The sequence below is a fragment of the Fulverythrobacter ferritrahens genome, assembly GCF_020539485.1.
Taxonomy (GTDB): domain Bacteria; phylum Pseudomonadota; class Alphaproteobacteria; order Sphingomonadales; family Sphingomonadaceae; genus Andeanibacterium; species Andeanibacterium ferritrahens.
The window spans coordinates 77,508-102,509 of the sequence record NZ_JACDXU010000003.1 but is presented as its reverse complement, the minus strand read 5'-3'; the positions used below and the strand labels follow the sequence as shown (position 1 = coordinate 102,509).

Sequence of the window (25,002 nt, the reverse complement as noted above, 5' to 3'; positions counted from 1 at the left end):
GCTCATCGGCTAAAGCCTTTGCCCATGAACGGGCGCCAATTCGATATTGTCCTGCTGGGCGGCGGGCTTGCTGGCGGAATGATCGCCGCGGCGCTGGCACGCGGCCGGCCCGACCTGTCGGTGGCGGTTGTGGAGGCGCAGCCGGTGCTGGGTGGCAATCATCGCTGGAGCTGGTTCGAAAGCGATCTTTCTCCTGAAGGCGTCGACCTGCTCGCTCCCTTCGCCAAGACCGAGTGGAATGGCGGCTATGAAGTCGCATTTCCTGGCCATCGCCGCACGCTCTCCTCGCCCTATCGTTCGCTGGCCTCGGGCGATTTCGATGCGCAATTGCGCCGCCTCTTGCCTGAAGGCGCGATCCTGACCGGTCATGAAGCCGTAACGGTGGACCATGCCGGCACCATTCTGGACAATGGCGAGCGGATCGGCGCGCGCGCGGTGATCGATTGCCGGGGGCAGGCGAAATCGGCGCATCTGAGTGGTGGCTGGCAGGTATTCCTGGGCCATCATCTGCGCACCAGCACTCCCCATGGAGTGGAGCGGCCGATCATCATGGATGTCACCATCGAACAGGTGGGCATTGCCGATCCGGGCGCCTATCGCTTCGTCTATGTCCTGCCGCTTTCCCCCGATGAGCTGTTCATCGAAGATACCTATTATGCCGACAGCCCTGTGCTGGACCGTGACCTGCTCACCCGGCGGATCGAGGCCTATTGCGCAAGCCACGGATGGGCCGGAGAACTGCTCGGCTCCGAAACAGGCGTATTGCCGGTGATCACGGGCGGAGACTTTGCAGCCTATCAGGCTGAACGGCGCGTGGAAGGCGTGGCCCGCGCAGGTGCGCTGGCCGGCTTCACCCATCCGCTTACTTCCTACACCATGCCCTTCGCGGTGGAGACGGCGCTGGCCATCGCGCGGGAGGCGGACCTTCCGGCAGACCGGATGGCGGCCATGCTGGAAGCGCGCGCGCAGCAGCATTGGCGCGATACCGGCTTTTACCGGCTGCTGGGCAAGATGCTGTTCGGCGCCGCCGATCCGGCACGGCGCTGGCGCATCTTCGAGCACTTCTATCGCCTGCCACAGGGCCTGATCGAGAGATTCTACGCCGCGCGCTCGACACCGCTCGACAAGGCGCGCATCCTCATGGGCAAACCGCCGGTGCCCGTCACTCGCGCGCTGGGCGCATTGCTGCAGAAAGGCACACCGATGAACGGGCAGGAAGCCGTATGACCCCCGATCTCGTTCCCTATCCCGGCAAGCGGGCCTGCGTCATCGGCGCGGGCTTTGGCGGGCTGGCACTGGCGATCCGCCTGCAATCGGCGGGCATTGCCACCACTGTTGTCGAAGCGCGCGACAAGCCGGGCGGCCGGGCCTATTTCTGGGAGCGCGAGGGGTTCACTTTCGATGCCGGCCCCACCGTCATCACCGATCCGACCTGCCTGCGCGAATTATGGGCGCTGTCCGGCCATGAAATGGATGACGATATCGAGCTGATGCCGGTCATGCCGTTCTACCGGCTCAACTGGCCCGACGGCACGAATTTCGACTATTCCAATGACGAGACTGCGCTGCAGGCGGAAATCGCCCGCATCTCGCCTGCGGACATCGCCGGTTATGAGGATTTCCTGCGCTATTCCGAAGGCGTGTGGCACGAAGGCTATGTGAAGCTGGGCCATGTGCCCTTCCTGGACTTCGCCTCCATGATCAAGGCCGCCCCGGCGCTGGCCAAGTACCAGGCGTGGCGCTCGGTCTATTCGATCGTCTCCAAATATATCCAGTCGGAGAAACTGCGCGAGGCGTTCAGCTTCCACACTCTGCTGGTCGGCGGTAATCCAATGACCACCAGCAGCATCTATGCCCTGATCCACAAGCTGGAAAAGGATGGCGGTGTGTGGTGGGCCCGCGGCGGTACCAACCGGCTGATCGCTGCCATGGTCCGCCATTTCGAGCGGCTGGGCGGCACGATCCGCCTGCACGATCCGGTAAAGGCGATCCACACCGTGGGCACCGTGGCCAGCGAAGTGGAAACGGTGAGCGGCTGGAAGGAACGCTTCCACGCGGTGGCCAGCAATGCCGACATCATGCATACTTATCGCGACCTGCTGGGCGGCACCAAGCGCGGGCGGGACGAGGCGAAATCCCTGTCGCGCAAGCGCTTTTCCCCCAGCCTGTTCGTCGTCCATTTCGGGATCGAGGGCACCTGGCCGGGCATCCCCCACCACATGATCCTGTTCGGCCCGCGCTATAAGGGCCTGCTGGAGGATATTTACGAACACGGCGTGCTGCCCGCCGATTTCTCGATCTATCTCCACCATCCGACCGTGACCGATCCCTCCATGGCGCCGGAAGGCAAGAGCACTTTCTATGCGCTGGTCCCGGTGGCCAATATGGGCAAGCTGCCGATCGACTGGGAACAGGTCGGACCGGTGCTGGAAAAGCGCATTCTGGATGAAGTCGCCCGGCGGCTGATCCCCGATCTGCATGACCGGATCGTCACCAAGTTCCATTACGCGCCGCGCGATTTCGCGCTGGACCTCAACGCCCATGTCGGCAGCGCCTTCAGCCTGGAGCCGATCCTTACGCAGAGCGCATGGTTCCGCGGCCATAATCGCGACGATGTAATCCGGAACATGTATCTGGTAGGGGCAGGAACCCACCCCGGCGCCGGGATTCCCGGCGTGGTCGGCAGCGCCAAGGCCACTGCCAAGCTGATGCTGGAGGACATGAAGGAATGAAGCCGCTTTCCGCCCTTTGCGCAATCGCCCTGTTCGCCCTTCCCGCCGCGCTCAGCGCCGAAAGCTGGGAAGAAGTGGACCGCCTGCCGGGCGACATCGCCGTGGAACTGGACAGGCAGAGCATGAGCGAAGCTCAGGATGGCACGGCCCAGGTAGTGCTCGCCTCCTTCCGCAAGCAATTGCCCAATGGCATGATGCAGACCGACGTCGCCATGGATTGCGCGGGACAGGCGGCCAAGATCCGCGGCATCCAGCTGCTGCAGGAAGGCAAGGTAATATCGTCCACCCCCTCACCCGGCGCGGATTTCCGCCCGGTGAACTACGGCAGCTCGGAAGCGATCTATTACAAGGCGCTGTGCGGGCGGGAAATTCCCCTGCCCAACGCTGGAGAAGGTGAAGCGGCTGGAGGCGAAACGGGCGAATGATCCGCCGCCTTGCCGTCTATTGCGGGTCTGCCTCACCCGCCGATCCCCGTTATCTGCAACTCGCGCATGAGGTTGGCGCCGCTCTGGCCGAGCGCGGCATCGGCGTCGTCTATGGCGGCGGCAGGTTGGGCCTGATGGGCGCTGTGGCCAATGGCGCGCTGGAGGCGGGCGGCGAAGTGATCGGCGTGATCCCCGATGCGCTTTCCACCAGCGAAATCGCCAATACGGACTGCACCGAGCTGCATGTCGTCTCCGGCATGCATGAGCGCAAGAAGGCCTTCACCGATCTGTCGGATGGCTTCGTCACCATCCCCGGCGGCGTGGGCACGATGGACGAATTGTGGGAAGCGGTCAGCTGGGCACAGCTGGGCTATCACACCAAGCCGGTGGGGCTGCTCAATGCCTTCGGCTATTACGACCATCTGATCGCCTTCAATCGCCATATGGCGGAAACCGGCTTCATCCGGCCAGCCCATCAGGGCATCCTGATCGCGCGGGAATGTATGCCCGATCTGCTGGAAGCCATGGCCGCCTATCAGCCGCACCGCCCGATCTTCGCCATGAAGGCGGACGATTTGTGAGTTCCTTTTCGTCATTGCGAGGGGCTGAAGGCCCCGCGGCAATCCAGAGGGCAGTTACAGGCGGCCCTGGATTGCTTCGTCGCTCCGCTCCTCGCAATGACTTTTGATCGCCCGACCCTCGTCGCCCATGCGCGCGACACGATCCGCGAAGGGTCCAAAAGCTTCGCCGCCGCCAGCACGCTGTTCGGCCGCACCACGCGCGAACGCGTGTGGCTGCTCTATGCCTGGTGTCGCCGCTGCGACGATCTGGCCGACGCGCAGGATATGGGCGGCACGCTGGGCGATCAGGCCGGCGCGCATGATCGGCTGGCGGAGATCCGCGCCCTGACGGCCAAGGCTTTTGCGGGGGAACCCACGGGCGATCCCTGTTTCGACGCTTTCGGCCTCGTCGCCCATGAATGCGGGATCACGCCCGCCATGGCAGAAGACGTGATCGCCGGTTTCGCGCTGGATGCCGATGGCTGGCGCCCGCAGAGCGAAGGCGACATGATGCGCTATTGCTTTCATGTGGCAGGCGCAGTGGGCGTTATGATGGCCGTGGTCATGGGCGTGCCCGCGCGGCGCGACGACGTGCTGGACCGTGCCTGCGACCTTGGGCTTGCCTTCCAGCTGGCCAATATCGCCCGCGACATCGCCGAGGATGCCGAAGCGGGGCGCTGCTACCTGCCCGCCGAATGGCTGGCCGAAAAGAACATTCCCGAAAGCGAGATCATGGCGCCCCGGCACCGCGCCGCCCTGGCCGAACTTGCCGTGCGGCTGGTAACGCTCTCCAAAGAGCATGAGCAGGCATCGCGCATCGGGGCGGCGCAGCTGGGGTTCCGCGAGCGCTGGGCGATCCTCTCCGCCGCCGGCATCTATGGCGCAATCGCCATCGAAGTCGGCCGCCGGGGCGAGGCCGCGTGGGACGAGCGGGTCCATACTTCCGGCCGGGCCAAGTTGGGCTTCGTGGCCAAAGGACTTGCCGCAGCCCTGATGCCGCCGCCGAAAATCGCAAGTCTGCCCAAGTGGAACCGCCGCCAGCTGGCCGCCATGGCCCGCCCGGCAGGCTGACCAAACCCCGCTTGCCTACCCGCCCCCTTCGGGGCAGTCTCCCCGCAAAATATACAGGGGAGAAGGACATGGAAGAACCCGGTGCCGAACAGGCGCAGGTCCGGAAGACCGAGTGGAAAGTGATCGCGGCATCGTCGCTCGGCACGGTGTTCGAATGGTATGATTTCTATCTCTACGGGCTGCTGGCCACGATCATTTCGGCCCAGTTCTTTTCCGGCGTCAACGAAACCACCGCTTTCATCCTGGCCCTTGCCGCCTTTGCCGCGGGCTTTGCCGTGCGGCCCTTCGGCGCGCTGGTTTTCGGGCGAGTGGGCGACCTTGTGGGGCGCAAGAACACCTTCCTCGTCACCATGGGGATCATGGGCGCATCCACCTTCGCGGTCGGCCTGCTGCCATCCTATGCCAGCGTGGGCGTGGCCGCGCCGCTGATGCTGGTGGCGCTCCGCCTGCTGCAAGGGCTGGCGCTGGGCGGGCAATATGGCGGCGCGGCGACCTATGTGGCGGAACATGCGCCGGAGGGGAAACGCGGCTTCTATACCAGCTTCATCCAGACCACCGCGACCCTGGGCCTGTTCGCCAGCCTGCTGGTGGTGATCGGCACGCGCGAGGCGATGGGAGAGGAAGCCTTCGCCAGCTGGGGCTGGCGCCTGCCTTTCTTTGCCTCGGCGCTGCTGCTGGTCGTCTCGCTGTGGATCAGGCTCCAGCTCAACGAGAGCCCGGTCTATCAGAAGATGAAGGCTGACGGCACAACGTCAAAGGCCCCGCTGACCGAGGCATTCGGCAATTGGAAGAACCTGCGCATCGTGCTGATCGCGCTGCTGGGCGCGGTCGCCGGGCAGGCGGTGGTCTGGTACACGGGCCAGTTCTACGCGCTGTTCTACCTCGAAAAGATCCTGAAGGTTGAAGGCTCCACCGCCAACATCCTGATCGCCGCCGCATTGGCCATCGGCACGCCCTTCTTCGTGTTCTTCGGCTGGCTGAGTGACCGGATCGGGCGAAAGCCGATCATCATGGCGGGCTGCGCGCTGGCGGCAGTGCTCTATTTCCCGCTATTCGGCGCGCTGACCGCCGCCGCCAATCCGGCGCTGGCGGAAGCGCAAGCGGAAGCCCCGGTGGTGGTCCATGCCGATCCGGCGACCTGCTCGGTCCAGTTCGACCCCATTGGCAAGACCAATTTCAACACCACTGCATGCGACATTGCGAAGTCAACGCTGGCCAAGGCAGGCATTCCCTATGAGAACGCCGCCAATGGCAGCGGCGAGACGAGTATCGGCGGCGTCACCGTGCCTGCGGACGACCTCGAAAGCTATGGCGAGCGGCTGACCATTGCGGTGGCGCAGGCGGGCTATCCCGCGCAGGCGGACCCGGCGCGCACCAATACTCCGCTGGTGATTGCCATCCTCACCGCGCTCGTTCTGCTGGTGACCATGGTCTACGGCCCGATCGCGGCCCTGCTGGTGGAACTGTTCCCCAGCCGCATCCGCTACACCGCGATGAGCCTGCCCTATCACATCGGCAATGGCTGGTTCGGCGGCTTCCTGCCCACCATCGCCTTTGCCTGCGTGGCAGCGACGGGGAATATCTATGCAGGCCTGTGGTATCCGGTGGGCGTCGCCGTGCTGACGCTGGTGGTGGGGCTATTGTGGCTGCCCGAGACCTTCCAGCGGAAGATCGATCACGAGGGGTGACAGCTTCGATCCTCCCCCAAGGGGGAGGATCTACCCGCCCATATATTCCGCCACGCTCGTCCGCTCGGCCTCGCTCATATGCAGGCCCAGCTTGCTACGTCGCCACAGCACGTCCTCGGCAGTCCGTGCCCATTCCACTTCGCGCAGATAGGCAACTTCCGCCTCGCTCAGCCCCGCGCCGAAATGGCGACCGAGATCGCTCCACCCCCGTGCCTTGCTCAGCCAGCGTTCGGCTCTGGTGCCATAGGCGCGGGCGATACGCGTCGCCTCCGCCAGCGAAAGAAACGGGTGCCCCTGCTTCAGGTCAGCCGCCAGCGCCGCTTGCCCCTCCAGCGGGAAATCCCCGCCCGGCAGAGGCGCATGGGCCGTCCATGCCGGGCCGGACAGGGCCGGAACGCGCTGAGCGAGTTCATCCACTGCGGCTTCGGACAAATGGCGATAGGATGTGATCTTGCCCCCGAACACATCGAGCAAGGGCGCGCCTTCTTCCGGCGGGGAAATGGGCAGGCGATAGCCGCGTGTCGCCGCCTCCGGCCTGCCCGATCCATCGTCCACCAGCGCGCGCACGCCCGAATAGGTCCACACGACGTCAGCCGGGGTCACGGGCTTCGCGAAATATCGGCTCGCCGCCTCGCACAGATATTCAACCTCGTCCTGCGAAGCCTCGATCCGGTCCAGCGGGCCCTCATGATCCCGATCGGTCGTGCCGATCAGGGTGAAGTCCCGCTCATAGGGAATGGCAAAGCAGATGCGCGTATCGGGCAGCTGGAAGATATAGGCGTAATCATGGTCGAACAGGCGGCGCGTCACGATATGCGATCCGCGCACTCGCCGCAGCGAGAAGCCGGGGGCCTGCCCGGTGAGCCGCGCCACATCGTCCGCTCCCGGCCCCGCGGCATTCACCAGCGCACGGCCGTGGAAGGTTCCGGCGGGAGTTTCCACCGCCCATAATTCGCCTTCCCGCCTGATCGCCGTGGCGGGCGTGCGCGTGCGGATTTCCGCCCCGCGTTCCGCCGCATCGAGCGCGTTCAGGACGACCAGCCGGGCATCGTCCACCCAGCCATCCGAATATTCGAAACCCCAATCCAGCGCCGGGTCCAGCGCCGCGCCCGCCAGGTGATTGTGCAATCGGATCGTATCGGCGGCGGGCAGGCGCTTTCGCCCGCCGATATGGTCATAGAGGAACAGCCCCAGCCGCAGCATCCAGCGCGGGCGCAGATGGGGCATCCAGGGCAGCACGAAGCGCATGGGGCGGATGATATGCGGGGCAATGGCCCATAGCACTTCCCGCTCGTGCAGGGCCTCTCGCACCAGGGCGAATTCGTAATATTCGAGATAACGCAGCCCGCCATGGACCAGCTTGGTACTGGCGCTGGACGTGCCGCTGGCCAAGTCCCGCGCCTCCAGCAGGAGAACCCGGGCACCTCGTCCTTGGGCATCACGCGCGATCCCCGCGCCGTTGACCCCGCCGCCAATGACGATGAGGTCGAACGGCCCGGTCATCCCGCGTCTGCCATCAATGGCCTGCCATCAGTGAATCGTCACCGGCGGAACCGGCCGCGCATGCAGGCGGCGGAACAGGCGGCCCTTTTCGCTGAACATTACCAGCACCAGCGCCAGCGCGCCGGCGCTCAACAGTGCCCAGGCGAGCGGACGGGCGGTGCCATCGTAACTCTGCCCGATCACGATGCCGATCACCGAAGCCAATACCATGCGCACGAAGGCCTGGATCGAGCTGGCCGCACCTGCGATCTCGGCAAAGGGCTGCATCGCAATGGAGCCGAAATTGGCACCGAGGAAGCCCAGCAGGGCAAGGTTGCACGCCATCAGCGGCAGGAACCACAGCAGCGAGTCGCTGTGGGACGAGTGAGACACCCAGACCTGCAACGTGCTCACCAGAATGAAGATCAGCAGGCCCGCATGGCTCACGCGGCGAGCGCCGAAACGCTCCACGATGCGTGAATTGACGATGCTGGATACCGCCATGGTCGCCGCCGTCGCCCCGAAGATATAGGGGAATGCTTCCCCCGCGCCGAAATGCTCGCCCACCAGCTGCTGGGCGGAATTGACGTAGCCGAAGACCGTGCCGATCACCAGCCCGGAGCCCAGCACATAGCCGAACGCCTCACGCGAGGTGGCGGCGATCACCATGTTGCGGCCCAGGATTTTCGGGCGGATTTCCTGCCGGAATTCGGGATGCAGCGTTTCCGGCAGGCGGATGGCCGCCCACACGATCATCACCACGCCCATGAGGCTCAGCCCCACGAAGATCCAGCGCCAGCCCGCCACTTCCAGCACCAGCTGCCCCAGCGTGGGGGCCACCACCGGCACGGTGATGAACACGGCCGAGATCAGCGAGAAGACGCGCGCCATGCGGTCCCCTTCGAACTGATCGCGAATGATCGCGCCGGGCAGCACCATCAGGCCCGCCGAGCCCAGCCCCTGCAGGATGCGCATCGCCACGAGCTGATTGAAGCTGGTCACGAAAGCGCAGCCGATGCCGAACACCACATAACAGGCCAGCGAGATCATCAGCAGCTTCTTGCGGCCGAAACGGTCCGCCAGAAGGCCGGGAATCAATGTGCCCGCCCCGGTGGAGAGCAGGAACAGCCCAACGATATATTGCCGCTTATTGGCGTCCAGAACGCCGAAGTCGCCCGCGATCTCGTCCAGCGCGGGCAGCATGCCGTCAATCGCGAGGGCGTGCAGCGCCATGAGCATGGCGGTGATAACCACCAGCTCGGTGCGACCCAGCTCGCGCGGCGGGGAAAATTTGATAGACTTGCCCATGCCGCGCCCCTAGCCCGGTCTCGCCTTTCATGGCCAGCGAGAATTGCTGCATGTGCTAACAAAATTTCCTGTCCGCGCATTATCCCCGCTTCGCCGCGACGGACGGGGGGTGACGATCCGGCGCGAGCGGCGTATCCTTCGGGCAAGCCATGCATGCTGACGAAACCGAGGATGAAGACGCCGCGCCGGGCCTGCGCAAGATCATCCATGTCGACATGGATGCCTTCTTCGCCAGCGTGGAACAGCGCGACGATCCCGATCTGCGCGGCAAGCCCGTGGCGGTGGGCGGGGCCACCGGGCGCGGCGTAGTGGCCGCCGCCAGTTACGAGGCCCGCAAGTTCGGCGTGCGTTCCGCCATGCCTTCCCTGCGCGCGCAGCAATTGTGCCCCGGCCTGATCTTCCGCAAGCCGCGTTTCGATGTCTATCGCGAAGTATCGCAACAGATCCGCGCGATCTTTCGGGACTACACGCCCCATGTCGAACCGCTGAGCCTCGATGAGGCCTATCTCGACGTGACGGAGGATCTGAAGGGCATCGGATCGGCCACCCGCATTGCCGAACTGATCCGCCAGCGCATCCGCAAGGAAACCGGGCTCACCGCGAGTGCGGGCGTGAGTTACAACAAGTTCCTGGCAAAGCTGGCGAGCGACCAGAACAAGCCGGACGGCATCTGCGTGATCCGGCCCGGCCAGGGCGCGGGCTTTGTCGCCGGCCTGCCAGTCCGCCGCTTCCACGGGGTCGGCCCGCGCGGCGCGGAGAAGATGGCCAGGCTGGGGATCGAGACGGGGGCGGATCTGCGCGAAAAGGACATCGCCTTCCTCAAAGCCAATTTCGGCAGCTTCGCCGATTATCTCTATCGCGCCGCGCGCGGCATCGATCTGCGGCCGGTAAGGGCCAACCGCCCCCGCAAATCCCTGGGCGGAGAGCGGACCTTCATGGGCGACATTTCCGCCGGACATGCCCTGCACGAAACGCTGGACCGGATCGCCGACATCGTGTGGGGGCGAATTGAAGAAGCTGAGGCGCGCGGACGCACCGTTACACTGAAGCTGCGCTTCACGGACTTCCGCATCGTCACGCGCGCCCGTTCGCTGCCCCATTTCGTCAGCGGCAAGGCGGAGTTCGTAAAGCTGGGGCACGATCTGCTGGACGAAATGCTGCCTCTGCCGCTTCCCGCACGGCTGATGGGCCTCACGCTCTCCGCACTGGAGGGGGAAGATGCGGAGAAACCGCAGAAGGACATGGCGCAGCTTTCGCTTCTCTAGGTCATCATCTCCAGCACCGCATCCACCAGCGCGATACGATCCTGCGGAAGATCATCGGGCGCAAAGAAGCGCGCCTGTGTGATCTCCCGCTGATCGGGGCGCAGGGTGCCTGCCAGCCGGGCGGAATAGATATGGCTCACGCAAGGCGCCCCGTGAAGCATCCGGCGGTTGACGCCCAGCGGCACCAGGCTTTCCACCGCGCAGCCCAGTTCCTCCGCAATCTCCCTGCGGGCCGCCGGTTCGGGCAGTTCCTCGCGCTTCAGGCCGCCGCCCGGCAGGGTCCATTTGCCGGAACCATAGGCATGACGCACCAGCAGCACCTTTCCCCCGTCATCCAGCAGCAGCACATTCACCCCGCAGAGCTGCGGGCGGGCCAGCCGCCACCAGACCTTGCGCAGTTCATGCGCCAGCCGCAGCCCCATCCGGTGGAGCGGCGCGGGAATCAGGTGAAGCATGTGACGGGCTGGCGTGCCGCGGAAAGCAGCCGCGCCACCGGCAGATCGCTCTCGCCAGCGGCAGCCGCCTCGAACAGGGCGCGCTTGTCCTCGCCCCGGATGACGAACAGAATCCGATCGGCATCGAGCAGCGCGGGAATGGTCAGACTCACGCGGTCGAACGGCGCCTCGGGCGGAAGCGGATCGGGGGTGAGGCGGCGCACTTTCAAAGGATCGTCCACCCTGGGATCGGTGTTGGGGAACAGGGAAGCGATGTGCCCATCCCCGCCCATGCCCAGCCAGGCCAGCGCGAAATGCGGCGGCTCGCTCTCCAGCGTCAGCGCCGTGACCTGCGCGCCTGCCGGCGCCAGCAGCGCGCGGATGCGGCCGACATTGCTGGCAGGGTGCTCTTCCGGCACCAGCCGGTCATCCCCCGGCCACACCTCCACCCGCGCCCAGTCCAGCGGCAGGGCGGCCAGTTGTTCGAGAATGGGGAACGGCGTCGATCCTCCCGGAACGGTGATGGCAATGTACCCGCTCCCCGCCGCCAGAGCTTCCTCGATCCACTGATAGAGCCACAGGGCAATGGCGCGATCATCCGCGCCAGAGATGATTTCGGGGCGATTCATGAGGTTAATCTAGCAGACCGGCGCCCAACGGAAAGGCCGCCACGGCATAGCCGCAGCGGCCCCGCTGTCCAGGATCCAAAGGGCCAGGCGGAGCGGTTTACCCGGTCGCCCTGATTGGGGTGGCTTGGGGGCTTCGTAAGGACACCTTTCGATACACCCGCAACGCGCGAATGGCCTGCAAGGTTCCGGCGCCGCGGCTCACACAATTCCGCGCGCAGCCAGCCCCGTCCAGACTGCCGCCAGCAGCATCGCCGCCGCTATCGAAAGGCGTATGGACGCAAGCGGCAAACGCGCCTCCATCTGTCCCGACATCGCCCATGCCAGGGTCAGCGCAGCCCCGCCGCCCAGCGCCCCCCCGGCGCCTGCAAGGCCGGGCGATCCGGCGGAGGCCGCGAAGGCGACGATCAGGAAGCGGGCGGCATCCACCAATTGCCGCGCGGCAATCACCAGCGTGATGGCAACCAGAGAGCGCGTCGGTTCCGCCGGCTCCCGCGGGCGGACCGGCCAGGCCAGTTCCCCCGCGCCAAGCAGCAGCGCAAGTGCGACGAACATCGCCTTGCCTCCCGGCGGCATCAGTTGGGCCAGGGCCGCTCCGGCAAAAGCGGCAATCGCGGCGGTCGCGATGCTGGCGATCCATCCTGCGACCAGCAGGGGGCTATTGGCGCCCAGCCTGCGCGCCAGCACGCTGACTATCCGCTGGTCGCGTCCACCGGTAGCGGCAAGGAATGTGGCAAGCAGGGCGAAGAAAAAGGCTGGCATGATCCAAGGATAGCATGCCGCAAAATGCGCGACACTGGCAAAACCGGTGCCGAACCCCTAGCTGGACAGGTTATGAGCGTGGCGATGGACATGAAACGCGGAGGATGGCGCTGGATCTGCACCCTGCTGGTGCTGGTCGCAGCGATTCATGCCGTTCTCCCGTCGGACCAGCCCTTGCAGCGCGTCAGCGGCTCTGCCTTCAGTTCGGCCACTGCCGAAGTGGCGGTCAGTTGCCCCTCCCGCAATGAAGAGCGCCGGCAGGCCGTCCCTCAGGAACCGCGCAGCGCTCCGCTACCCTGCCGCGTTGAACTACAGCCGCTCGCCAATGCCGAGCCAGCCCGGCCTTTCGCACCCAAGCCGGCGCCGCGCGGCCCTCCGCTCTGGGAAACCACTCTTTCCCCTCTCAACCCACGGGCTCCGCCTTTCGCCTGACCGGTCACCGGGCGCGACACATCGTCGCGGCCAGATGTTTCCATCCGGACAGGATATGAAAAATGAGTTCCGACAATCCCGTCGCCGCTGAAAAGCGCGCGGCCGCCGAGCGACTGCTCGAACGCTATCCCGACCTTACGGGCGATGAGCTGGAGCGCCTGCTCCATTATTTCCGCAAGGAAGCCTCCTCGCTCGATTGCGCGCTGGTTTCCTCGAATTACGAGGTGCTGGGCAAATATCGGCAATTCTGCCGCGATCACTATCTTAACCGCCTGCGCCCCCGGGAAGTGATCTTCATCGGGGCCTGCGTCACGGGCCTGGTGGCCCTGCTGATCGCCTTTTCAACCTTCTCGGGCAGCAGCGCATGAGAGGCAGCGGCCCCGGATCGCACAGCCGGCGCATCCGGGGCCGCTTTGTTTCCTAAAGAATACAAGCACCGGGAGACAACGCCGCCGCGGAGCGCTGGAACTCAAGGGGATGATATTTGAAGGAGGGGCGGCTGGAGCGGGTGAAGGGAATCGAACCCTCGTATTCAGCTTGGGAAGCTGCTGCTCTACCATTGAGCTACACCCGCTAACGGCGGAAATGCTCGATTTCCGGGCCGCCGAGAGGAAACTGCCTGCAACATGGATTATGTCAGCAGCCTCGTCTGGGCGGCCAGTGCCACAAGATGCTTGCGCCGGTCAACGCACAGATGCGCCGGACCGGAAATGCGTGGCCATATTCAGCCGCGCAGCACCACCGATCCATCCTGCCGATCCAACGCGAAGCGGCGGATCACGCTGGTCCTGTAATCGGGTTCCAGCACCGTATCCACGGCAACGAAGCTGGCCTGGCCGCCTGCTTGCGTCAGTTCAAGCCGGACGTAGCCCTGATGCATATTGTCGGTCCAGACGATCTCGGGATTGTGGTCGGCAAAGGCCCTGTCGAATTTCAGGGAGAGTTCCGGGCCGAAGCCGCTGGCCATGAAATCGCCCGGCGAACTGATTCCCGCAGTGCCCAGCTCCACCCCTGCCGGACGGCCGGAGGCATCGGCGAGCTCGTTGGCCCAGAAACTGTGGCTGTCGCCCGTCAGAAAGACGAGATCGCCCGCCCCCGCTGTTCGGCTGAGGTCGTAAAGGCGTTCGCGGGCCCAATCGTAGCCATCCCAGGTGTCGGGATAGAAGGGCAAGTTCCACTTGCCCTTCCAGGCCAGCGCCCGTGCCTCCAGCGAGGCATCGGCGGCAGGTTCCGCCATCAGGCCGAGCGCCACCACGTCAGGCACATTGGTGCGGGCGATGGGCATGGGATTGCCGATCAGGCGCCAGGGCTGCTGGCCGGCAACGGATTGTTCGAGCGCGCGGGAAAGATCCGCCTCAAGCTCGGGCGCCAGCATGGCGCGGCCGGGCGCACCGATCACGTTCTTCACCAGATGGCGGGCATCGTCGGCGCTGGCGATCTTGTCTGCATAATCGAGATAGTCGACCTGCAAGGCGCGGGCGGTATGGCGCGTTTCCAGTGTGAACAGGGTGGCCAGATCGCCAAAGCTGTAGCTGCGCCAGAACTGCATCCGGCTGCGGCCTTTCTGGGCCAGCCATTCCGGCTCGCGCACGGGCATCCATTCGAAATAGGCCTGGATCGAGGCGGCGCGGCGGGTCTGCCAGTCCCCTTCCGTGCCGGGCTGGTGGTTCTGCGCCCCGCCGGTCCACGGATTGTTGGCGCTTTCGTGATCGTCCCAGCAGGCCAGCAGGCTATGCGCAGCGTGCATCGCCTGCGAGCCGCTGTCGGTCTTGTACTGCGCATGGCGTGTCCGGTAATCTGCCAGAGTGACGATCTCATGCGCGGGTTCATGGCGGCGGCCGATAGTGCTGGCCACATCGTCCCCCCAACCATCCGGCCCCTGCCCATATTCATAGATGTAATCGCCCGTGTGCAGCACGAAATCGACATCGGCATCCCGCGCGATCGCGTCATAGGCATTGAAGAAGCCGAAGGCGTAATTGGAGCAGGAGGCCAGTGCAATGCCCAGCCGGTCCAGCGCCCCCTCAGGCAAAGTGCGCGCGCGGCCCACGGGTGAGAAACTGTCTCCCAGCTGGAAGCGATAATAATAGGTGTGCCCCGCCTCCAGCCCGTCGGCCAGCAACTTCACCGTATGGTCGCGCTCCGGCCCGGTGGCGAAAGTGCCCTGCTTCACGATCCGGTCGAACGCCTGGTCTGCGGCCACTTGCCAACGCACCGTCTGCGCGCCCTGCGCCGTCACCCGCGTCCACAGCACCAAGCTGGACCGGTCCGGATCGCCGCTCGCCACGCCATGGCGGAACACCGCATTGCTCTTCGGTTCATGCGCACCGGCGCGCCACGGCAGCGTTGCGAGGAAGGTGGTTCCGGCGAGGCCCGCAAGCGTGGTCCGACGAGTGATGAGAGAGGCGAAGGCCATTGGGCGAACTCCGAATTCAGACATATCCTGCGTGACTGGCAGGAGGATGATCCATTGATGTGTCAGCCAGATGGAAAAGAGCGCCCCCAGGGCGAGGGCGCTCCCTTCCTTCCGGCAAGAAGCCAGCCGGGCGCGGCGATAAGGGCTGCCGCGCCCGCCCGGATCAGAAGCCGGCCTTCAGCGTGACGAAGACCTGACGGGGAGCACCGACCAACAGGGTCTGGCGGTCGCCCGAGTCGCCGTAACCGCCCGAACCGACAGTCGCGATGTACTGCTTGTCGAACAGATTGGTGGCGTTCAGCTGCAACTCGATCTTGTCGGTGAAGCGATAACCCAGGCTGGCATCGGCCAGCAGGCGGGCATCGACCGACTGGTCGTTCAGATAGGTGAAGTAGCGTTCCGACATCCAGTTGAGGCCGACCCGGCCGAACAGCTTGCCATCGTCATAGGCCAGCTCGCCACGCGCCATGTGCTCGGGGCTGTCGGTCAGGGTCTTGCCCTTGATGGGAGAGATCACCTTGCCGTCACCATCCACCACATCGTCACGATAGGTCGCGTCGGTGTAGCTGTAGGATGCGTAGAGCGAGAAGTTGCTGCCCAGCTTGAGATCGCCCGCCGCTTCGAAGCCCAGCGAACGGACCGAACCGACATTCTGCAACGCGCTCGGATTGCCCTGAATGGAAGAGCCGACCGCAACCGACTGCAGGCGGTTCTGGAAATTCACCAGATAGACGCCGACCACACCGTTGAAGCTGGAGGTGTTGTAGCGCAGGCCAGCTTCATAGGTGTCCGAGCTTTCCGGCTTCAACGTGTTCTTGATCGCGTCAAAACCGGCCTGATTGGTCGAGAACGGGCCAGTGGTGGTTGCCGAAGCATAGGCGCGGGTCGACTGCGTGAAGCCGGCGAAGACTTCGGCATTGTCGGTCAGTTCATAGACCAGGCCGACATGCGGCTGGAACCAGTCCTCTGCCTTGATCCTGCCTTCCGGATAGGTGGCCTGAACCACGGCATCGGCTTCGTTGGTGACCTTGAAGCCCTTCCAGCCCAGATTCACCTTCAGCGATCCGAGGTCGATCTTGTCGGCCACGAAATATTGCAGCGTGTCGGTGGTGAAATCGAATTCCCACTGGGTGTAGAACGGGTTCTTCGGATAGGTCCGGAACGAGAAGCCCGGATCGGTGCGGCTGGCCAGCGCATAGAAACGGCGGGCCTGGTTGAACTCGTTGTGTTCGTACCAGCCGCCGACGCTGACCTGATTGCTACCCAGATCGATGTCGAGCGAGCCGAAGATGCCGCCACGGTCGATCTCATATTCGGTCGTGCGGACGGAAATCGGCGTGCCATTGGGGCTCGGCACGTAGGGCGTGGCCCACAGGCCCATGCCGCGGTTATTGTGATAATAGCCCTTGAGCGACAGGTTCACCTTGTCACCCAGCGGCGCCTTCACGCCCAGCGAAGCTACGAAGTCCTTACGCAGGCCAGCCGCATCGTAATAGGCATCGTCGACAGATTTGTAATCGCCGGGGAACACCGTGCCAGCCGACGGGTTGCTCGGCGCAAGGCCGGTGATGTCCGACAGGCCATCCGCCCCCGGCAGGCCGGTGGTATTGTTGAAGGAGTCGATATTGTTGGCGATGTCGGCCAGCTTGATCGCCAGCGCCCAGTCGCCATAGAGGTTGTCGGAACCATAGCCCAGGCGCTCCAGCATATCGAGCGACATGTCCTGGTAGTCCTGCTCGCGGCGATCCGAATAGCTTACCCAGCCATCCACTTCAGCCGCGCCGATCGGAATCACGAGCTTGGCGTTGACCATGTGCTGGTCCTGCATGCCCTTGCCCTTGTATTTGTCGGTCGAGCCATAGGCATAGCTGACATAGCCGCGCGCGCCATTGGCACTGCCGGCATTGAGCCGCACGAAGCCACGCATCGTCTCGTTGCTGCCATAAGTGACGGCAGCATCGGCAGCGAAACGATCTTCCGGATCGCGCGAGAAGTTTTCAACCGTGCCGCCCAGATTGTTGGTCGACTGGGTGCCCAGCGTGCCCGCGCCCTGCGACACTTCCACGCGACCCACGTTTTCGGGGCTGATCACGCGGCTGATATGCAGACCGTTATGGTTGCCATAGGTCATGTCGCCCAGCGGGATGCCGTCAAAGGTGAAGCCCAGCTGGTTCTGGTTGAAGCTGCGGATGGTGACGCGGGTCGACCATTCATAATTGCCGAAGGGGTCGGCCGACTGGAAGTTGACGCTGGGCAGCTTTTCAATCGCCTTCAGCGGGCTGGTGCCCGGCAGCAGGGTGACGATATCTTCGGAAGAAATCGCCTGCACCTGGCGGGTCTCGCCCTTGCCATAGACGACGATCTCGTTCGCCGGGGTGTCGCTCTCGGCGGCAGCGGCGGCTTCTTCGGCGTGGGCGGCATTGGCCAGCGCAAGGCAGGTCAGGCTGGCGCCGATGAGAACGCCCGCGCGGAGCTGATGGAATCGCATTTTTGGTCCCTCATGGTTTTGTTGCAGCGCGGCATTGGCGAGGGATTTTGAAATGCGCGGGTCAGTTCAGAGACGGATTTGTGACTTTTCTGACGGATTGGTTTCAAACGGGAACTTATGCTGCGGCGCAAGACGAATGTCCCGCGCCGTAGCTTTTTTGCATCAGTGCAGGCGAGCTTGCAGCCGATCCCGGGCGGACAGAGCGGGCACGCGGATGTTCATGATGCCCTCATTCCCCGTTGTTCCGGATTCAGCCTACCAGCCGGTGTAGCTTGGCCAAGGCCGATGCCTCGGCTTCATGGTGATCGATGATCGACTGAAGCTTGCCCGCGCGGTCCATCAGGAAGACCGAGGCGGTATGGTCGATAGTATAGTCGCCGCCAGGCTGGGGAACCTTCTGATAGAAGACATGCCAGGCCTTCACGATCCGGGCGATCTGCTCGTCCGAGCCGGTCAGGCCCACGATGGGCGTGCCGAAGAGGTCCACATAGGCGCCGATATCCGCCGGCCTGTCGCGCTCGGGATCGACCGAGACGAAGACGATGCGGAACTTGTCCCCCTCCGCGCCCATCTGCTGGCGCAGTCGCGCCATCCGAGAAAGGGTGGTTGGGCACACATCCGGGCAGCGAGTGAAGCCGAAGAAGATCGCATAGGGTTTGCCTGCGAAGTCTTTCTCGGTCACGGTCGATCCATCGGCCCCGACCAAGGTGAACGGGCCGCCCACGGCATTGCCGTAATCGCTGGCCTCCCGCGGCTTGTGTCCGCTGCCGAACCAGGCGACGAGACCAAGACAGGCCACGAGCGCCACGACCAGCCACAGGATCATGCGGAAGCTCCGCACTGCTTCTGCGGGCTGCTGCCCTTCCCCGCTCATGGCCGGTGCCCCTGGCTGGATGTGCGGGGAAAGAGTGCGCCCTTATCGGCGCGCGGGGCGAAGTCCTTGCAGAGTTCCGCCACCTCCCGCCCCGTGGGGCAGGCAGGAATGATCGACATGTAGAATGCTCCGGCAGACCGGCACCGCCCATTCAGGGCACAGCGCCGGGATTGGCTGACGTTTCAGGTCGGAAATGTCAGGCCGTTGCCGGGGGACCGCGCAGAGGCGGCTGGAGATAGTCGGCCTGCAGGAAAGGCAGGCGCGCGGCCGGGCGCAGGCCCAGCAAGAGAATGAAGGCCAGCGCCAGCACCAGCAGCGGCGCATCCGCACCGCCCATGGCCGCCATGGTCAGCGCGGAGAAGGAACACTGCCTCCCATCCTTAGCTTCGCCCTTCCCGTCAGGCGTCACGCCCTCGGCGGGAATATCGATAGTGGCGAGAGTGGGGCCGCCCTGCCCGCCGCCGTTACAGACGGTAACGGCAATACTGTCCGACCCGCCGGATACCATATAGCCGGCCGGGATCAGCGCCTTGATGGACAGGGCCAGTACCACCACCAGAACGGCGGCGCGGCTATTGGCAAGGACCAGGGCGCGCAAGGCTCGCATTGCCGCCGCCCTTAAGGCTGATTGCGCGGCTTGTCAGCCCCGCCGGGCCCGCCCGCGCATAGGGCAAATTGTCTCAGCTCAGTTACCGGAAGAGGTGCGGTCCGCCGTTTCGCCGGTCGTCTTGGCGGCATCTGCCTGATCGGCGGCAATCTGCGCCACCGGCTTCGCGGGGGCGCTGGCCGGCTTGTCATCATCTTCGGCCATGCCCTTGCGGAAGCTGCGCAGGCCCTTGCCGAAATCGCCCATCGTTTCGGAGATCTTGCCCCGGCCAAACAGGATCAGCACCACCACGGCCACGATCAGCCAGTGCACCATGGAAAAGGAACCCATATCGAATCGCTCCACCGTTTAGGTCGGTATTTCTGGCGCGCCTATAACCGAACCATGCAAGGAAAGTGACAGGAATCGCGTTAGCCATTTCCCGCCAGCCCGCATCGCGCTAGGGCTGGGTCATGTATCTGGGGCCGCTCAACCATGTCGGCGTCGCGACGCCTTCTATCGCCCGTTCCGTCGCCTTCTGGCGCGATGTGATGGGCGCCACCCGAATTTACAACCCCTTTCCCATGCCCGAACAGGGTGTGACGGTGTGTTTTGTGGACACGCCGAACACCCAGATCGAGCTGCTGGAGCCACTGGGAGATAATTCCCCCATCGCGAAGTTCCTCGAACGCAACCCCGAAGGCGGCCAGCACCACCTCGCCTTCGAAGTGCCGGACATCGCCGCCGCCCGCGCGGAATTTGAACGCCAAGGCAAGCGCATCCTTGGCCCCACTCGCATCGGCGCGCATGGTACGCCGGTGTTCTTCCTCCATCCCAGGGAGATGGGCGGCGTGCTGACCGAAATCATGGAAACGCCCAAGCATGACTGACAAGTCCGACTGGCAGGCCCGCGCGGATAAAGAAGCCAAGGGCGCGGACCTCATCTGGCACACCCCTGAAGGAATCGCGGTCCAGCCGCTCTACACCGCCGATGACGCGCCCGCAGACCCCGGAGTGCCCGGCTTCGCCCCCTTCACCCGCGGCCCCTATGCCAGCATGTACACAGTGCGGCCCTGGACCATCCGGCAATATGCGGGCTTCTCCACGGCGGAAGAAAGCAACGCCTTCTACCGCCGCAACCTCGCCGCCGGGCAGAAGGGCCTGTCCGTCGCCTTCGATCTTGCCACTCATCGCGGCTACGATTCCGATCATCCCCGCGTGGTAGGCGATGTCGGCAAGGCAGGCGTCGCCATCGACACGGTCGAGGACATGAAGCTGCTGTTTGACGGCATCCCGCTGGCCGAGATGTCCGTTTCCATGACGATGAACGGCGCGGTGATCCCGATCATGGCCTTCTTCATCGTAGCGGGCGAGGAACAGGGTGTTTCTCGTGCCCAGCTTTCCGGGACCATCCAGAACGACATCCTCAAGGAGTTCATGGTCCGCAACACCTACATCTACCCGCCCGAACCATCGATGCGGATCGTGAGCGACATCATCGCCTTCTGCTCGGCCGAGATGCCGAAGTTCAATTCGATCTCGATCAGCGGCTATCACATGCATGAGGCCGGGGCGACGGCAGTGCAGGAACTGGGCTTCACCATTGCCGACGGCAAGGAATATGCGAAGCGCGCCATGGAAGCCGGGCTGGACATTGACGCCTTCGCCCCGCGCCTGTCCTTCTTCTTCGGCATCGGCATGAATCTGTTCATGGAAGTGGCCAAGCTGCGCGCCGCGCGCGTGCTGTGGTGCCGCGTGATGGAGGAACTGGGCGCGAAGAGCGAGAAGTCCAAGGCGCTACGCACCCATTGCCAGACCAGCGGCGTAAGCTTGCAGGAGCAGGACCCCTACAACAACGTCATCCGCACCACGGTGGAGGCACTGGCCGCCACTCTGGGCGGGACGCAGAGCCTGCACACCAATGCGCTGGACGAGGCGCTGGCGCTGCCGACCGACTTTTCCGCCCGTATTGCCCGCAACACCCAGCTGATCCTGCAGGAAGAAAGCGGCATCACCCGCGTGGCCGATCCTTTGGGCGGTTCCTATTATGTCGAGGCGCTGACTGCCGCTCTGGTGGAGGATGCGGGCAAGCTGATCGCCGAAGTAGACGCGATGGGCGGCATGACCCAGGCCGTCGCCAGCGGCATGCCCAAGCGCAGCATCGAACAGGCCGCCGCCGCAAGGCAGGCCCGCGTGGACCGGGGCGAGGACGTGATCGTAGGCGTCAACAAATACCGCCTTGCCGAGGAACAGCGGATCGAGACGCTGGAAGTGGACAATCACGCGGTGCGCGAAAGCCAGATAGCGCGGATTGCTGCCGTGAAGGCCGGGCGGGACGAGGCGAAAGTGCGGGCGGCGCTGGCGGCGCTGACTGCGGCGGCCAAAGCTCCTCCCCGAAACGGGGAGGGGGACCACCTGCAGGGTGGTGGTGGGGGCGTGCCCAACCATACAGGTTCCGCTCATGCTGAGCCTGTCGAAGCACGCGCGCAAACGGTCGAGCCAGACGGAACCCACGGCGCGCGCCCTTCGACAAGCTCAGGGCGAACGGATACTTCTCAAAACCTCCTCACCCTCGCCATCGAGGCCGCCCGCGCCCGCGCCACTCTGGGCGAAATCTCCGCCGCGCTGGAAGAAGCCTTCGGCCGCTACGGCACAAAGCCCCAGCCGGTCGGCGGCATATACGGCCCGGCCCATGGCAGCGATCCGCGCTACCGGCAGGTGCTGGACGGAGTGGAAGCCGTCACCCGCCGCCTTGGTCGCAAGCCGCGCCTGCTGGTCGCCAAGATGGGACAGGACGGGCACGATCGCGGGGCCAATGTCATCGCGAGCGCCTTCACTGACATGGGCTTCGATGTGATCAGCGGGCCCCTGTTCCAGACCCCGGCCGAAACCGCCGCCCTCGCCCTTGCCGAAGAGGTGGACGCCGTGGGCGCCAGCAGCCTCGCCGCCGGGCACAAGACCCTGATCCCCGAACTGATCCGCCATCTGCGCCAAGCAGACCGCGCCGACATCAAGGTTGTCGCCGGCGGCGTGATCCCGCCGCAGGATTATGAATTCCTGCGTGAGGCAGGCGTGCAGGGGATTTACGGGCCAGGCAGCAATGTAGTCGAATGCGCGGCGGATATGCTGCGGCTGTTGGGGCATAATATGGGGCCGGTGGAGGATAACGCGTGAATAGATTGATTCGGTGGGCGTCTCTGGGCTTTGCCACCTTCTCCACCGTCTTTTGGGCAATCGTGGATATTATCGACCAGATCGTCGGCCAAGGTCTTGGCGGAGCAGCGCAAAGCTGGCTGACGACCACATTGCCTGCAATTCTCTTCGGTATGATCTGTGTGCTGTTCTGCCACTGGTTTGCGCGCAGAATCCTCAGGCAATTTACGTTGGACACCCTTTCATGACCCTTACCTCGTCATTCCAGCGAAAGCTGGAATCGCAGGCCTCAAGGTCCAGCCCAGCCGCCAGAGACCCCAGCTTCCGCTGGGGTGACGGCTTGTAGGAGCCGTCATGTTCACCAAAATCCTCATCGCCAATCGCGGCGAGATCGCCCGCCGGATCATCCGCACCGCGCAGGTGCCGCAGCACGATCTGCTGCTGGTGGGGAAGGCATCGGTGTGAGCTTCAGCAACCGCCCTATGCTGAGCAACGGCAAGAAAATCGGTTGCGTCCTATACATGAGCCTCGGAACCCTGATCGTCCTATTCGGCCTTATTGGCGCCGCGCTCGGAGATTGCGCCGACATCGCGGATTCAAGCTGCAAAGACAATTTCGGCAATTTCCTGCTGTTTCCCGGCTCGCTCATAATAGTGCTCGTGGGCGGCATGGTCATGCTTTGGTTTTTCACGAGAGACGCCCGCTGATGTTCTCCAAAATCCTTATCGCCAATCGCGGCGAGATCGCCTGCCGGATCATCCGCACCGCGCGCCGCATGGGGATCGCCACGGTGGCGGTCTATTCGGATGCCGATGCGCGCAGCCCGCATGTGAAGCTGGCGGATGAGGCGGTGCATATCGGCCCTTCCCCCGCCGCGCAGAGCTATCTCCTGCCAGAGAAGATCATCGCCGCCTGCGAGCAGACCGGGGCCGAGGCGGTCCATCCGGGCTATGGCTTCCTGTCCGAGCGGGCGAGCTTCGTGGAGGCGCTGGAGGCGGAGGGGATCGCCTTTATCGGCCCGCCGCCCAATGCCATCGCGGCCATGGGCGACAAGATCGAGAGCAAGCGCCTGGCGGCGGCGGCGGGTGTGAATGTCGTCCCCGGCTTCGTCGGCGAGATCGAGGATACCGAGCACGCCGTCCGCATCGCGGGCGAGATCACCTATCCGGTGATGATGAAGGCCAGTGCGGGCGGCGGCGGCAAGGGAATGCGGCTTGCCTGGTCCGAACAGGACGTGCGCGAGGGCTTCGAAAGCGTGAAGCGCGAGGGACTCAATTCCTTCGGGGATGACCGCGTCTTCATCGAGAAATTCATCGAAAGCCCGCGCCATATCGAAATTCAGGTGCTGGGCGACAGGCATGGCAATATCGTCCATCTGAACGAGCGCGAATGCTCAATCCAGCGGCGTCACCAGAAGGTGGTGGAGGAAGCCCCTTCGCCCTTCGTCACGCCGGAAATGCGCGCGCGCATGGGGGCGCAGGCCGTCGCTCTGGCGCGGGCGGTGGGCTATCATTCCGCGGGCACGGTGGAACTGATCGTCAGCGGTGCCGACCCGACTGGCGAGAGCTTCTACTTCCTCGAAATGAATACCCGCCTGCAGGTGGAACACCCCGTTACCGAGGCGATCACCGGGATCGATCTCGTCGAACAGATGATCCGCGTGGCGGCGGGCGAGGCTCTGCCTTTCACGCAGGAAGACATCGGGATCGACGGCTGCGCCATCGAGAACCGCGTCTATGCCGAAGACCCCTATCGCGGCTTCCTGCCCAGCACCGGGCGACTGGTGCGGTATCAGCCTCCCCAGAATGGGGAGGAACAGGGCTATGTCAGGGTCGACGATGGCGTCACCGAAGGCGGCGAAGTCTCGATCTTCTACGACCCCATGATCGCCAAGCTCATCACCTGGGCCCCCACGCGCGATGAGGCCGCCGATCTTCAGCTGCAGGCGCTGGACGCCTTCCGTATCGAGGGGCCCGGCAACAATCTCCATTTCCTCTCAGCCCTGATGCAGCACCCCCGCTTCCGCGCGGGCGAGCTGACCACCGGCTTCATCGCGGAGGAATATTCCGAAGGCTTCACGGGCGCTCCTGCCTCGCCAGAACTGCTCCGGGCCCTTGCCGCCATGGCGGGGACCATCGTCACCATCGATGCCGACCGCGCGCGGCGGATTGCAGGGCAACTTAACGGCCCGCCTGCCGCTCCGGGCGACTGGCAGGCGACGATCGACGGGCAGGATTATCTGGTTAGCATCGAAGAGGATGCGATCACGGTGGACGGCGAGCCGGTGGACATCGCCTTCGAATATACGCCGGGCGAGCGGATCATCTTTGCCGAACTCGACGGCGCGGCGCTGACCGTTCAGGTGGCGCCCCGGAAGCTAGGCTACACGCTCGCCACGCGCGGCTTCAGCCGTTTCGTGCGCACCCTGAACGCCCGATATGCCGCCCTGAGCGCACATATGATCGAGAAGGAAGCGCCCGATCTATCACGCCTGCTGATCTGCCCGATGCCGGGCCTGCTCGTAGCATTGCACGTTGCCGAAGGGGATGCGGTGGAACCCGGCCAGCCCCTCGCCACGGTGGAGGCAATGAAGATGGAAAACATTCTGCGCGCCGGGAAATCGGGCACGATCCGTCGGATCAACGCCTCGGCAGGCGCCAGTCTGGCAGTGGATGCAGTGATTCTGGAACTGGATTGACG

The 25,002-nt window shown here is 64.5% G+C and carries 25 protein-coding genes and 1 tRNA gene; 15 read left to right on the top strand and 11 right to left on the bottom strand.

Annotated features, from left to right (window positions below; genetic code table 11):
- Positions 1 to 24 precede the first annotated feature (24 nt).
- The 6 genes from crtY to H0274_RS12500 all read left to right on the top strand — a co-directional run bounded on the left by crtY (position 25) and on the right by H0274_RS12500 (position 6,476).
- Positions 25 to 1,227 carry a lycopene beta-cyclase CrtY gene (crtY, locus tag H0274_RS12525; protein ID WP_226795802.1) on the top strand — a complete coding sequence of 401 codons (1,203 nt, stop codon included), beginning with the start codon at positions 25 to 27 and terminating at the stop codon, positions 1,225 to 1,227.
- The gene (locus H0274_RS12520; RefSeq protein ID WP_226795801.1) at positions 1,224 to 2,732 is read left to right on the top strand and encodes a phytoene desaturase; all 1,509 of its coding nucleotides are present in this window, start codon (positions 1,224 to 1,226) and stop codon (positions 2,730 to 2,732) included. The genes crtY and H0274_RS12520 overlap by 4 nt, the downstream gene beginning before the upstream one ends.
- A complete protein-coding gene (locus H0274_RS12515) occupies positions 2,729 to 3,157 on the top strand; it encodes a hypothetical protein (RefSeq protein ID WP_226795800.1) in 429 nt (142 codons plus the stop codon). Before H0274_RS12520 ends, H0274_RS12515 begins: the two co-directional genes overlap by 4 nt.
- On the top strand, positions 3,157 to 3,738 hold the full coding sequence (locus H0274_RS12510; RefSeq protein WP_226796155.1) for an LOG family protein: 582 nt from the start codon (positions 3,157 to 3,159) through the stop codon (positions 3,736 to 3,738). Before H0274_RS12515 ends, H0274_RS12510 begins: the two co-directional genes overlap by 1 nt.
- Positions 3,739 to 3,834: 96 nt before the next feature.
- Complete coding sequence (locus H0274_RS12505; RefSeq protein WP_226795799.1) at positions 3,835 to 4,788, top strand: phytoene/squalene synthase family protein; 954 nt, start codon at positions 3,835 to 3,837, stop codon at positions 4,786 to 4,788.
- Positions 4,789 to 4,856: 68 nt separating this feature from the next.
- Complete coding sequence (locus H0274_RS12500; RefSeq protein WP_226795798.1) at positions 4,857 to 6,476, top strand: MFS transporter; 1,620 nt, start codon at positions 4,857 to 4,859, stop codon at positions 6,474 to 6,476.
- A 30-nt stretch (positions 6,477 to 6,506) separates the two neighbouring features.
- Here H0274_RS12500 and H0274_RS12495 read toward each other — a convergent pair whose 3' ends face one another.
- Together H0274_RS12495 and H0274_RS12490 are read right to left on the bottom strand one after the other, a co-directional pair.
- Positions 6,507 to 7,979: a glycerol-3-phosphate dehydrogenase gene (locus tag H0274_RS12495; RefSeq protein ID WP_226795797.1), complete on the bottom strand. Its 1,473-nt coding sequence runs from the start codon at positions 7,977 to 7,979 to the stop codon at positions 6,507 to 6,509.
- A 27-nt stretch (positions 7,980 to 8,006) separates the two neighbouring features.
- Positions 8,007 to 9,266, bottom strand: a complete 1,260-nt coding sequence (locus H0274_RS12490) for a multidrug effflux MFS transporter (protein WP_226795796.1) — start codon at positions 9,264 to 9,266, stop codon at positions 8,007 to 8,009.
- A 149-nt stretch (positions 9,267 to 9,415) separates the two neighbouring features.
- Here H0274_RS12490 and dinB point away from each other — a divergent pair, with 149 nt between their 5' ends.
- Positions 9,416 to 10,531 carry a DNA polymerase IV gene (dinB, locus tag H0274_RS12485; RefSeq protein WP_226795795.1) on the top strand — a complete coding sequence of 372 codons (1,116 nt, stop codon included), beginning with the start codon at positions 9,416 to 9,418 and terminating at the stop codon, positions 10,529 to 10,531.
- On the opposite strand, the gene H0274_RS12480 is transcribed toward dinB, so the two are convergent.
- The 3 genes from H0274_RS12480 to H0274_RS12470 form a co-directional block, all read right to left on the bottom strand.
- Complete coding sequence (locus tag H0274_RS12480; RefSeq protein ID WP_226795794.1) at positions 10,528 to 10,986, bottom strand: NUDIX domain-containing protein; 459 nt, start codon at positions 10,984 to 10,986, stop codon at positions 10,528 to 10,530. The genes dinB and H0274_RS12480 overlap by 4 nt on opposite strands.
- Positions 10,974 to 11,594, bottom strand: coding sequence for a 6-phosphogluconolactonase (locus tag H0274_RS12475; RefSeq protein ID WP_226795793.1), 621 nt, complete (start codon positions 11,592 to 11,594; stop codon positions 10,974 to 10,976). Before H0274_RS12475 ends, H0274_RS12480 begins: the two co-directional genes overlap by 13 nt.
- Positions 11,595 to 11,792: 198 nt before the next feature.
- Positions 11,793 to 12,353 carry a hypothetical protein gene (locus H0274_RS12470; protein ID WP_226795792.1) on the bottom strand — a complete coding sequence of 187 codons (561 nt, stop codon included), beginning with the start codon at positions 12,351 to 12,353 and terminating at the stop codon, positions 11,793 to 11,795.
- A 24-nt stretch (positions 12,354 to 12,377) separates the two neighbouring features.
- Between H0274_RS12470 and H0274_RS12465 the strand changes: the two genes are divergently transcribed.
- On the top strand, positions 12,378 to 12,785 hold the full coding sequence (locus tag H0274_RS12465; RefSeq protein WP_226795791.1) for a hypothetical protein: 408 nt from the start codon (positions 12,378 to 12,380) through the stop codon (positions 12,783 to 12,785).
- A 62-nt stretch (positions 12,786 to 12,847) separates the two neighbouring features.
- Positions 12,848 to 13,153, top strand: a complete 306-nt coding sequence (locus tag H0274_RS12460) for a hypothetical protein (RefSeq protein ID WP_226795790.1) — start codon at positions 12,848 to 12,850, stop codon at positions 13,151 to 13,153.
- A 132-nt stretch (positions 13,154 to 13,285) separates the two neighbouring features.
- Here H0274_RS12460 and H0274_RS12455 read toward each other — a convergent pair.
- The 6 genes from H0274_RS12455 to H0274_RS12430 form a co-directional block, all read right to left on the bottom strand.
- Positions 13,286 to 13,359 (bottom strand) — tRNA-Gly (locus H0274_RS12455).
- A 150-nt stretch (positions 13,360 to 13,509) separates the two neighbouring features.
- A complete protein-coding gene (locus H0274_RS12450; RefSeq protein ID WP_226795789.1) occupies positions 13,510 to 15,201 on the bottom strand; it encodes an alkaline phosphatase D family protein in 1,692 nt (563 codons plus the stop codon).
- Positions 15,202 to 15,364: 163 nt separating this feature from the next.
- Positions 15,365 to 17,689, bottom strand: coding sequence for a TonB-dependent receptor (locus tag H0274_RS12445; RefSeq protein WP_226795788.1), 2,325 nt, complete (start codon positions 17,687 to 17,689; stop codon positions 15,365 to 15,367).
- Positions 17,690 to 17,939: 250 nt separating this feature from the next.
- Positions 17,940 to 18,563 (bottom strand): SCO family protein, encoded by a 624-nt coding sequence (locus H0274_RS12440; protein ID WP_226795787.1) that lies wholly within the window; start codon positions 18,561 to 18,563, stop codon positions 17,940 to 17,942.
- Between the two features lie 196 nt (positions 18,564 to 18,759).
- Positions 18,760 to 19,170: a DUF2946 family protein gene (locus tag H0274_RS12435; protein WP_226795786.1), complete on the bottom strand. Its 411-nt coding sequence runs from the start codon at positions 19,168 to 19,170 to the stop codon at positions 18,760 to 18,762.
- A gap of 78 nt (positions 19,171 to 19,248) precedes the next feature.
- A complete protein-coding gene (locus tag H0274_RS12430; RefSeq protein ID WP_226795785.1) occupies positions 19,249 to 19,500 on the bottom strand; it encodes a twin-arginine translocase TatA/TatE family subunit in 252 nt (83 codons plus the stop codon).
- Positions 19,501 to 19,622: 122 nt separating this feature from the next.
- Here H0274_RS12430 and mce point away from each other — a divergent pair, with 122 nt between their 5' ends.
- The 6 genes from mce (at position 19,623) to H0274_RS12400 (ending at position 25,000) form a co-directional block, all read left to right on the top strand.
- Entirely contained in the window at positions 19,623 to 20,039 is a 417-nt protein-coding gene (gene mce, locus H0274_RS12425) for a methylmalonyl-CoA epimerase (RefSeq protein WP_226795784.1), read from the top strand.
- Positions 20,032 to 22,323 (top strand): methylmalonyl-CoA mutase, encoded by a 2,292-nt coding sequence (scpA, locus tag H0274_RS12420; protein WP_226795783.1) that lies wholly within the window; start codon positions 20,032 to 20,034, stop codon positions 22,321 to 22,323. The genes mce and scpA overlap by 8 nt, the downstream gene beginning before the upstream one ends.
- Positions 22,320 to 22,550, top strand: a complete 231-nt coding sequence (locus tag H0274_RS12415; RefSeq protein ID WP_226795782.1) for a hypothetical protein — start codon at positions 22,320 to 22,322, stop codon at positions 22,548 to 22,550. Before scpA ends, H0274_RS12415 begins: the two co-directional genes overlap by 4 nt.
- Before the next feature lie 106 nt (positions 22,551 to 22,656).
- The gene (locus H0274_RS12410; protein WP_226795781.1) at positions 22,657 to 22,767 is read left to right on the top strand and encodes a biotin carboxylase N-terminal domain-containing protein; all 111 of its coding nucleotides are present in this window, start codon (positions 22,657 to 22,659) and stop codon (positions 22,765 to 22,767) included.
- Positions 22,764 to 23,009: a hypothetical protein gene (locus H0274_RS12405; protein WP_226795780.1), complete on the top strand. Its 246-nt coding sequence runs from the start codon at positions 22,764 to 22,766 to the stop codon at positions 23,007 to 23,009. Before H0274_RS12410 ends, H0274_RS12405 begins: the two co-directional genes overlap by 4 nt.
- Positions 23,009 to 25,000 carry an acetyl-CoA carboxylase biotin carboxylase subunit gene (locus H0274_RS12400; RefSeq protein WP_226795779.1) on the top strand — a complete coding sequence of 664 codons (1,992 nt, stop codon included), beginning with the start codon at positions 23,009 to 23,011 and terminating at the stop codon, positions 24,998 to 25,000. The genes H0274_RS12405 and H0274_RS12400 overlap by 1 nt, the downstream gene beginning before the upstream one ends.
- Positions 25,001 to 25,002: the final 2 nt, after the last annotated feature.

Coding starts and splice junctions, on each gene's coding strand:
- crtY (WP_226795802.1), top strand. CDS start 25: ATGAACGGGCGCCAATTCGATATTGTCCTGCTGGGCGGCGGGCTTGCT.
- H0274_RS12520 (WP_226795801.1), top strand. CDS start 1,224: ATGACCCCCGATCTCGTTCCCTATCCCGGCAAGCGGGCCTGCGTCATC.
- H0274_RS12515 (WP_226795800.1), top strand. CDS start 2,729: ATGAAGCCGCTTTCCGCCCTTTGCGCAATCGCCCTGTTCGCCCTTCCC.
- H0274_RS12505 (WP_226795799.1), top strand. CDS start 3,835: ATGACTTTTGATCGCCCGACCCTCGTCGCCCATGCGCGCGACACGATC.
- H0274_RS12500 (WP_226795798.1), top strand. CDS start 4,857: ATGGAAGAACCCGGTGCCGAACAGGCGCAGGTCCGGAAGACCGAGTGG.
- H0274_RS12495 (WP_226795797.1), bottom strand. CDS start 7,979: ATGACCGGGCCGTTCGACCTCATCGTCATTGGCGGCGGGGTCAACGGC.
- H0274_RS12490 (WP_226795796.1), bottom strand. CDS start 9,266: ATGGGCAAGTCTATCAAATTTTCCCCGCCGCGCGAGCTGGGTCGCACC.
- dinB (WP_226795795.1), top strand. CDS start 9,416: ATGCATGCTGACGAAACCGAGGATGAAGACGCCGCGCCGGGCCTGCGC.
- H0274_RS12480 (WP_226795794.1), bottom strand. CDS start 10,986: ATGCTTCACCTGATTCCCGCGCCGCTCCACCGGATGGGGCTGCGGCTG.
- H0274_RS12475 (WP_226795793.1), bottom strand. CDS start 11,594: ATGAATCGCCCCGAAATCATCTCTGGCGCGGATGATCGCGCCATTGCC.
- H0274_RS12470 (WP_226795792.1), bottom strand. CDS start 12,353: ATGCCAGCCTTTTTCTTCGCCCTGCTTGCCACATTCCTTGCCGCTACC.
- H0274_RS12465 (WP_226795791.1), top strand. CDS start 12,378: ATGCGCGACACTGGCAAAACCGGTGCCGAACCCCTAGCTGGACAGGTT.
- H0274_RS12460 (WP_226795790.1), top strand. CDS start 12,848: ATGAGTTCCGACAATCCCGTCGCCGCTGAAAAGCGCGCGGCCGCCGAG.
- H0274_RS12450 (WP_226795789.1), bottom strand. CDS start 15,201: ATGGCCTTCGCCTCTCTCATCACTCGTCGGACCACGCTTGCGGGCCTC.
- H0274_RS12445 (WP_226795788.1), bottom strand. CDS start 17,689: ATGCGATTCCATCAGCTCCGCGCGGGCGTTCTCATCGGCGCCAGCCTG.
- H0274_RS12440 (WP_226795787.1), bottom strand. CDS start 18,563: ATGAGCGGGGAAGGGCAGCAGCCCGCAGAAGCAGTGCGGAGCTTCCGC.
- H0274_RS12435 (WP_226795786.1), bottom strand. CDS start 19,170: ATGCGAGCCTTGCGCGCCCTGGTCCTTGCCAATAGCCGCGCCGCCGTT.
- H0274_RS12430 (WP_226795785.1), bottom strand. CDS start 19,500: ATGGGTTCCTTTTCCATGGTGCACTGGCTGATCGTGGCCGTGGTGGTG.
- mce (WP_226795784.1), top strand. CDS start 19,623: ATGTATCTGGGGCCGCTCAACCATGTCGGCGTCGCGACGCCTTCTATC.
- scpA (WP_226795783.1), top strand. CDS start 20,032: ATGACTGACAAGTCCGACTGGCAGGCCCGCGCGGATAAAGAAGCCAAG.
- H0274_RS12410 (WP_226795781.1), top strand. CDS start 22,657: ATGTTCACCAAAATCCTCATCGCCAATCGCGGCGAGATCGCCCGCCGG.
- H0274_RS12400 (WP_226795779.1), top strand. CDS start 23,009: ATGTTCTCCAAAATCCTTATCGCCAATCGCGGCGAGATCGCCTGCCGG.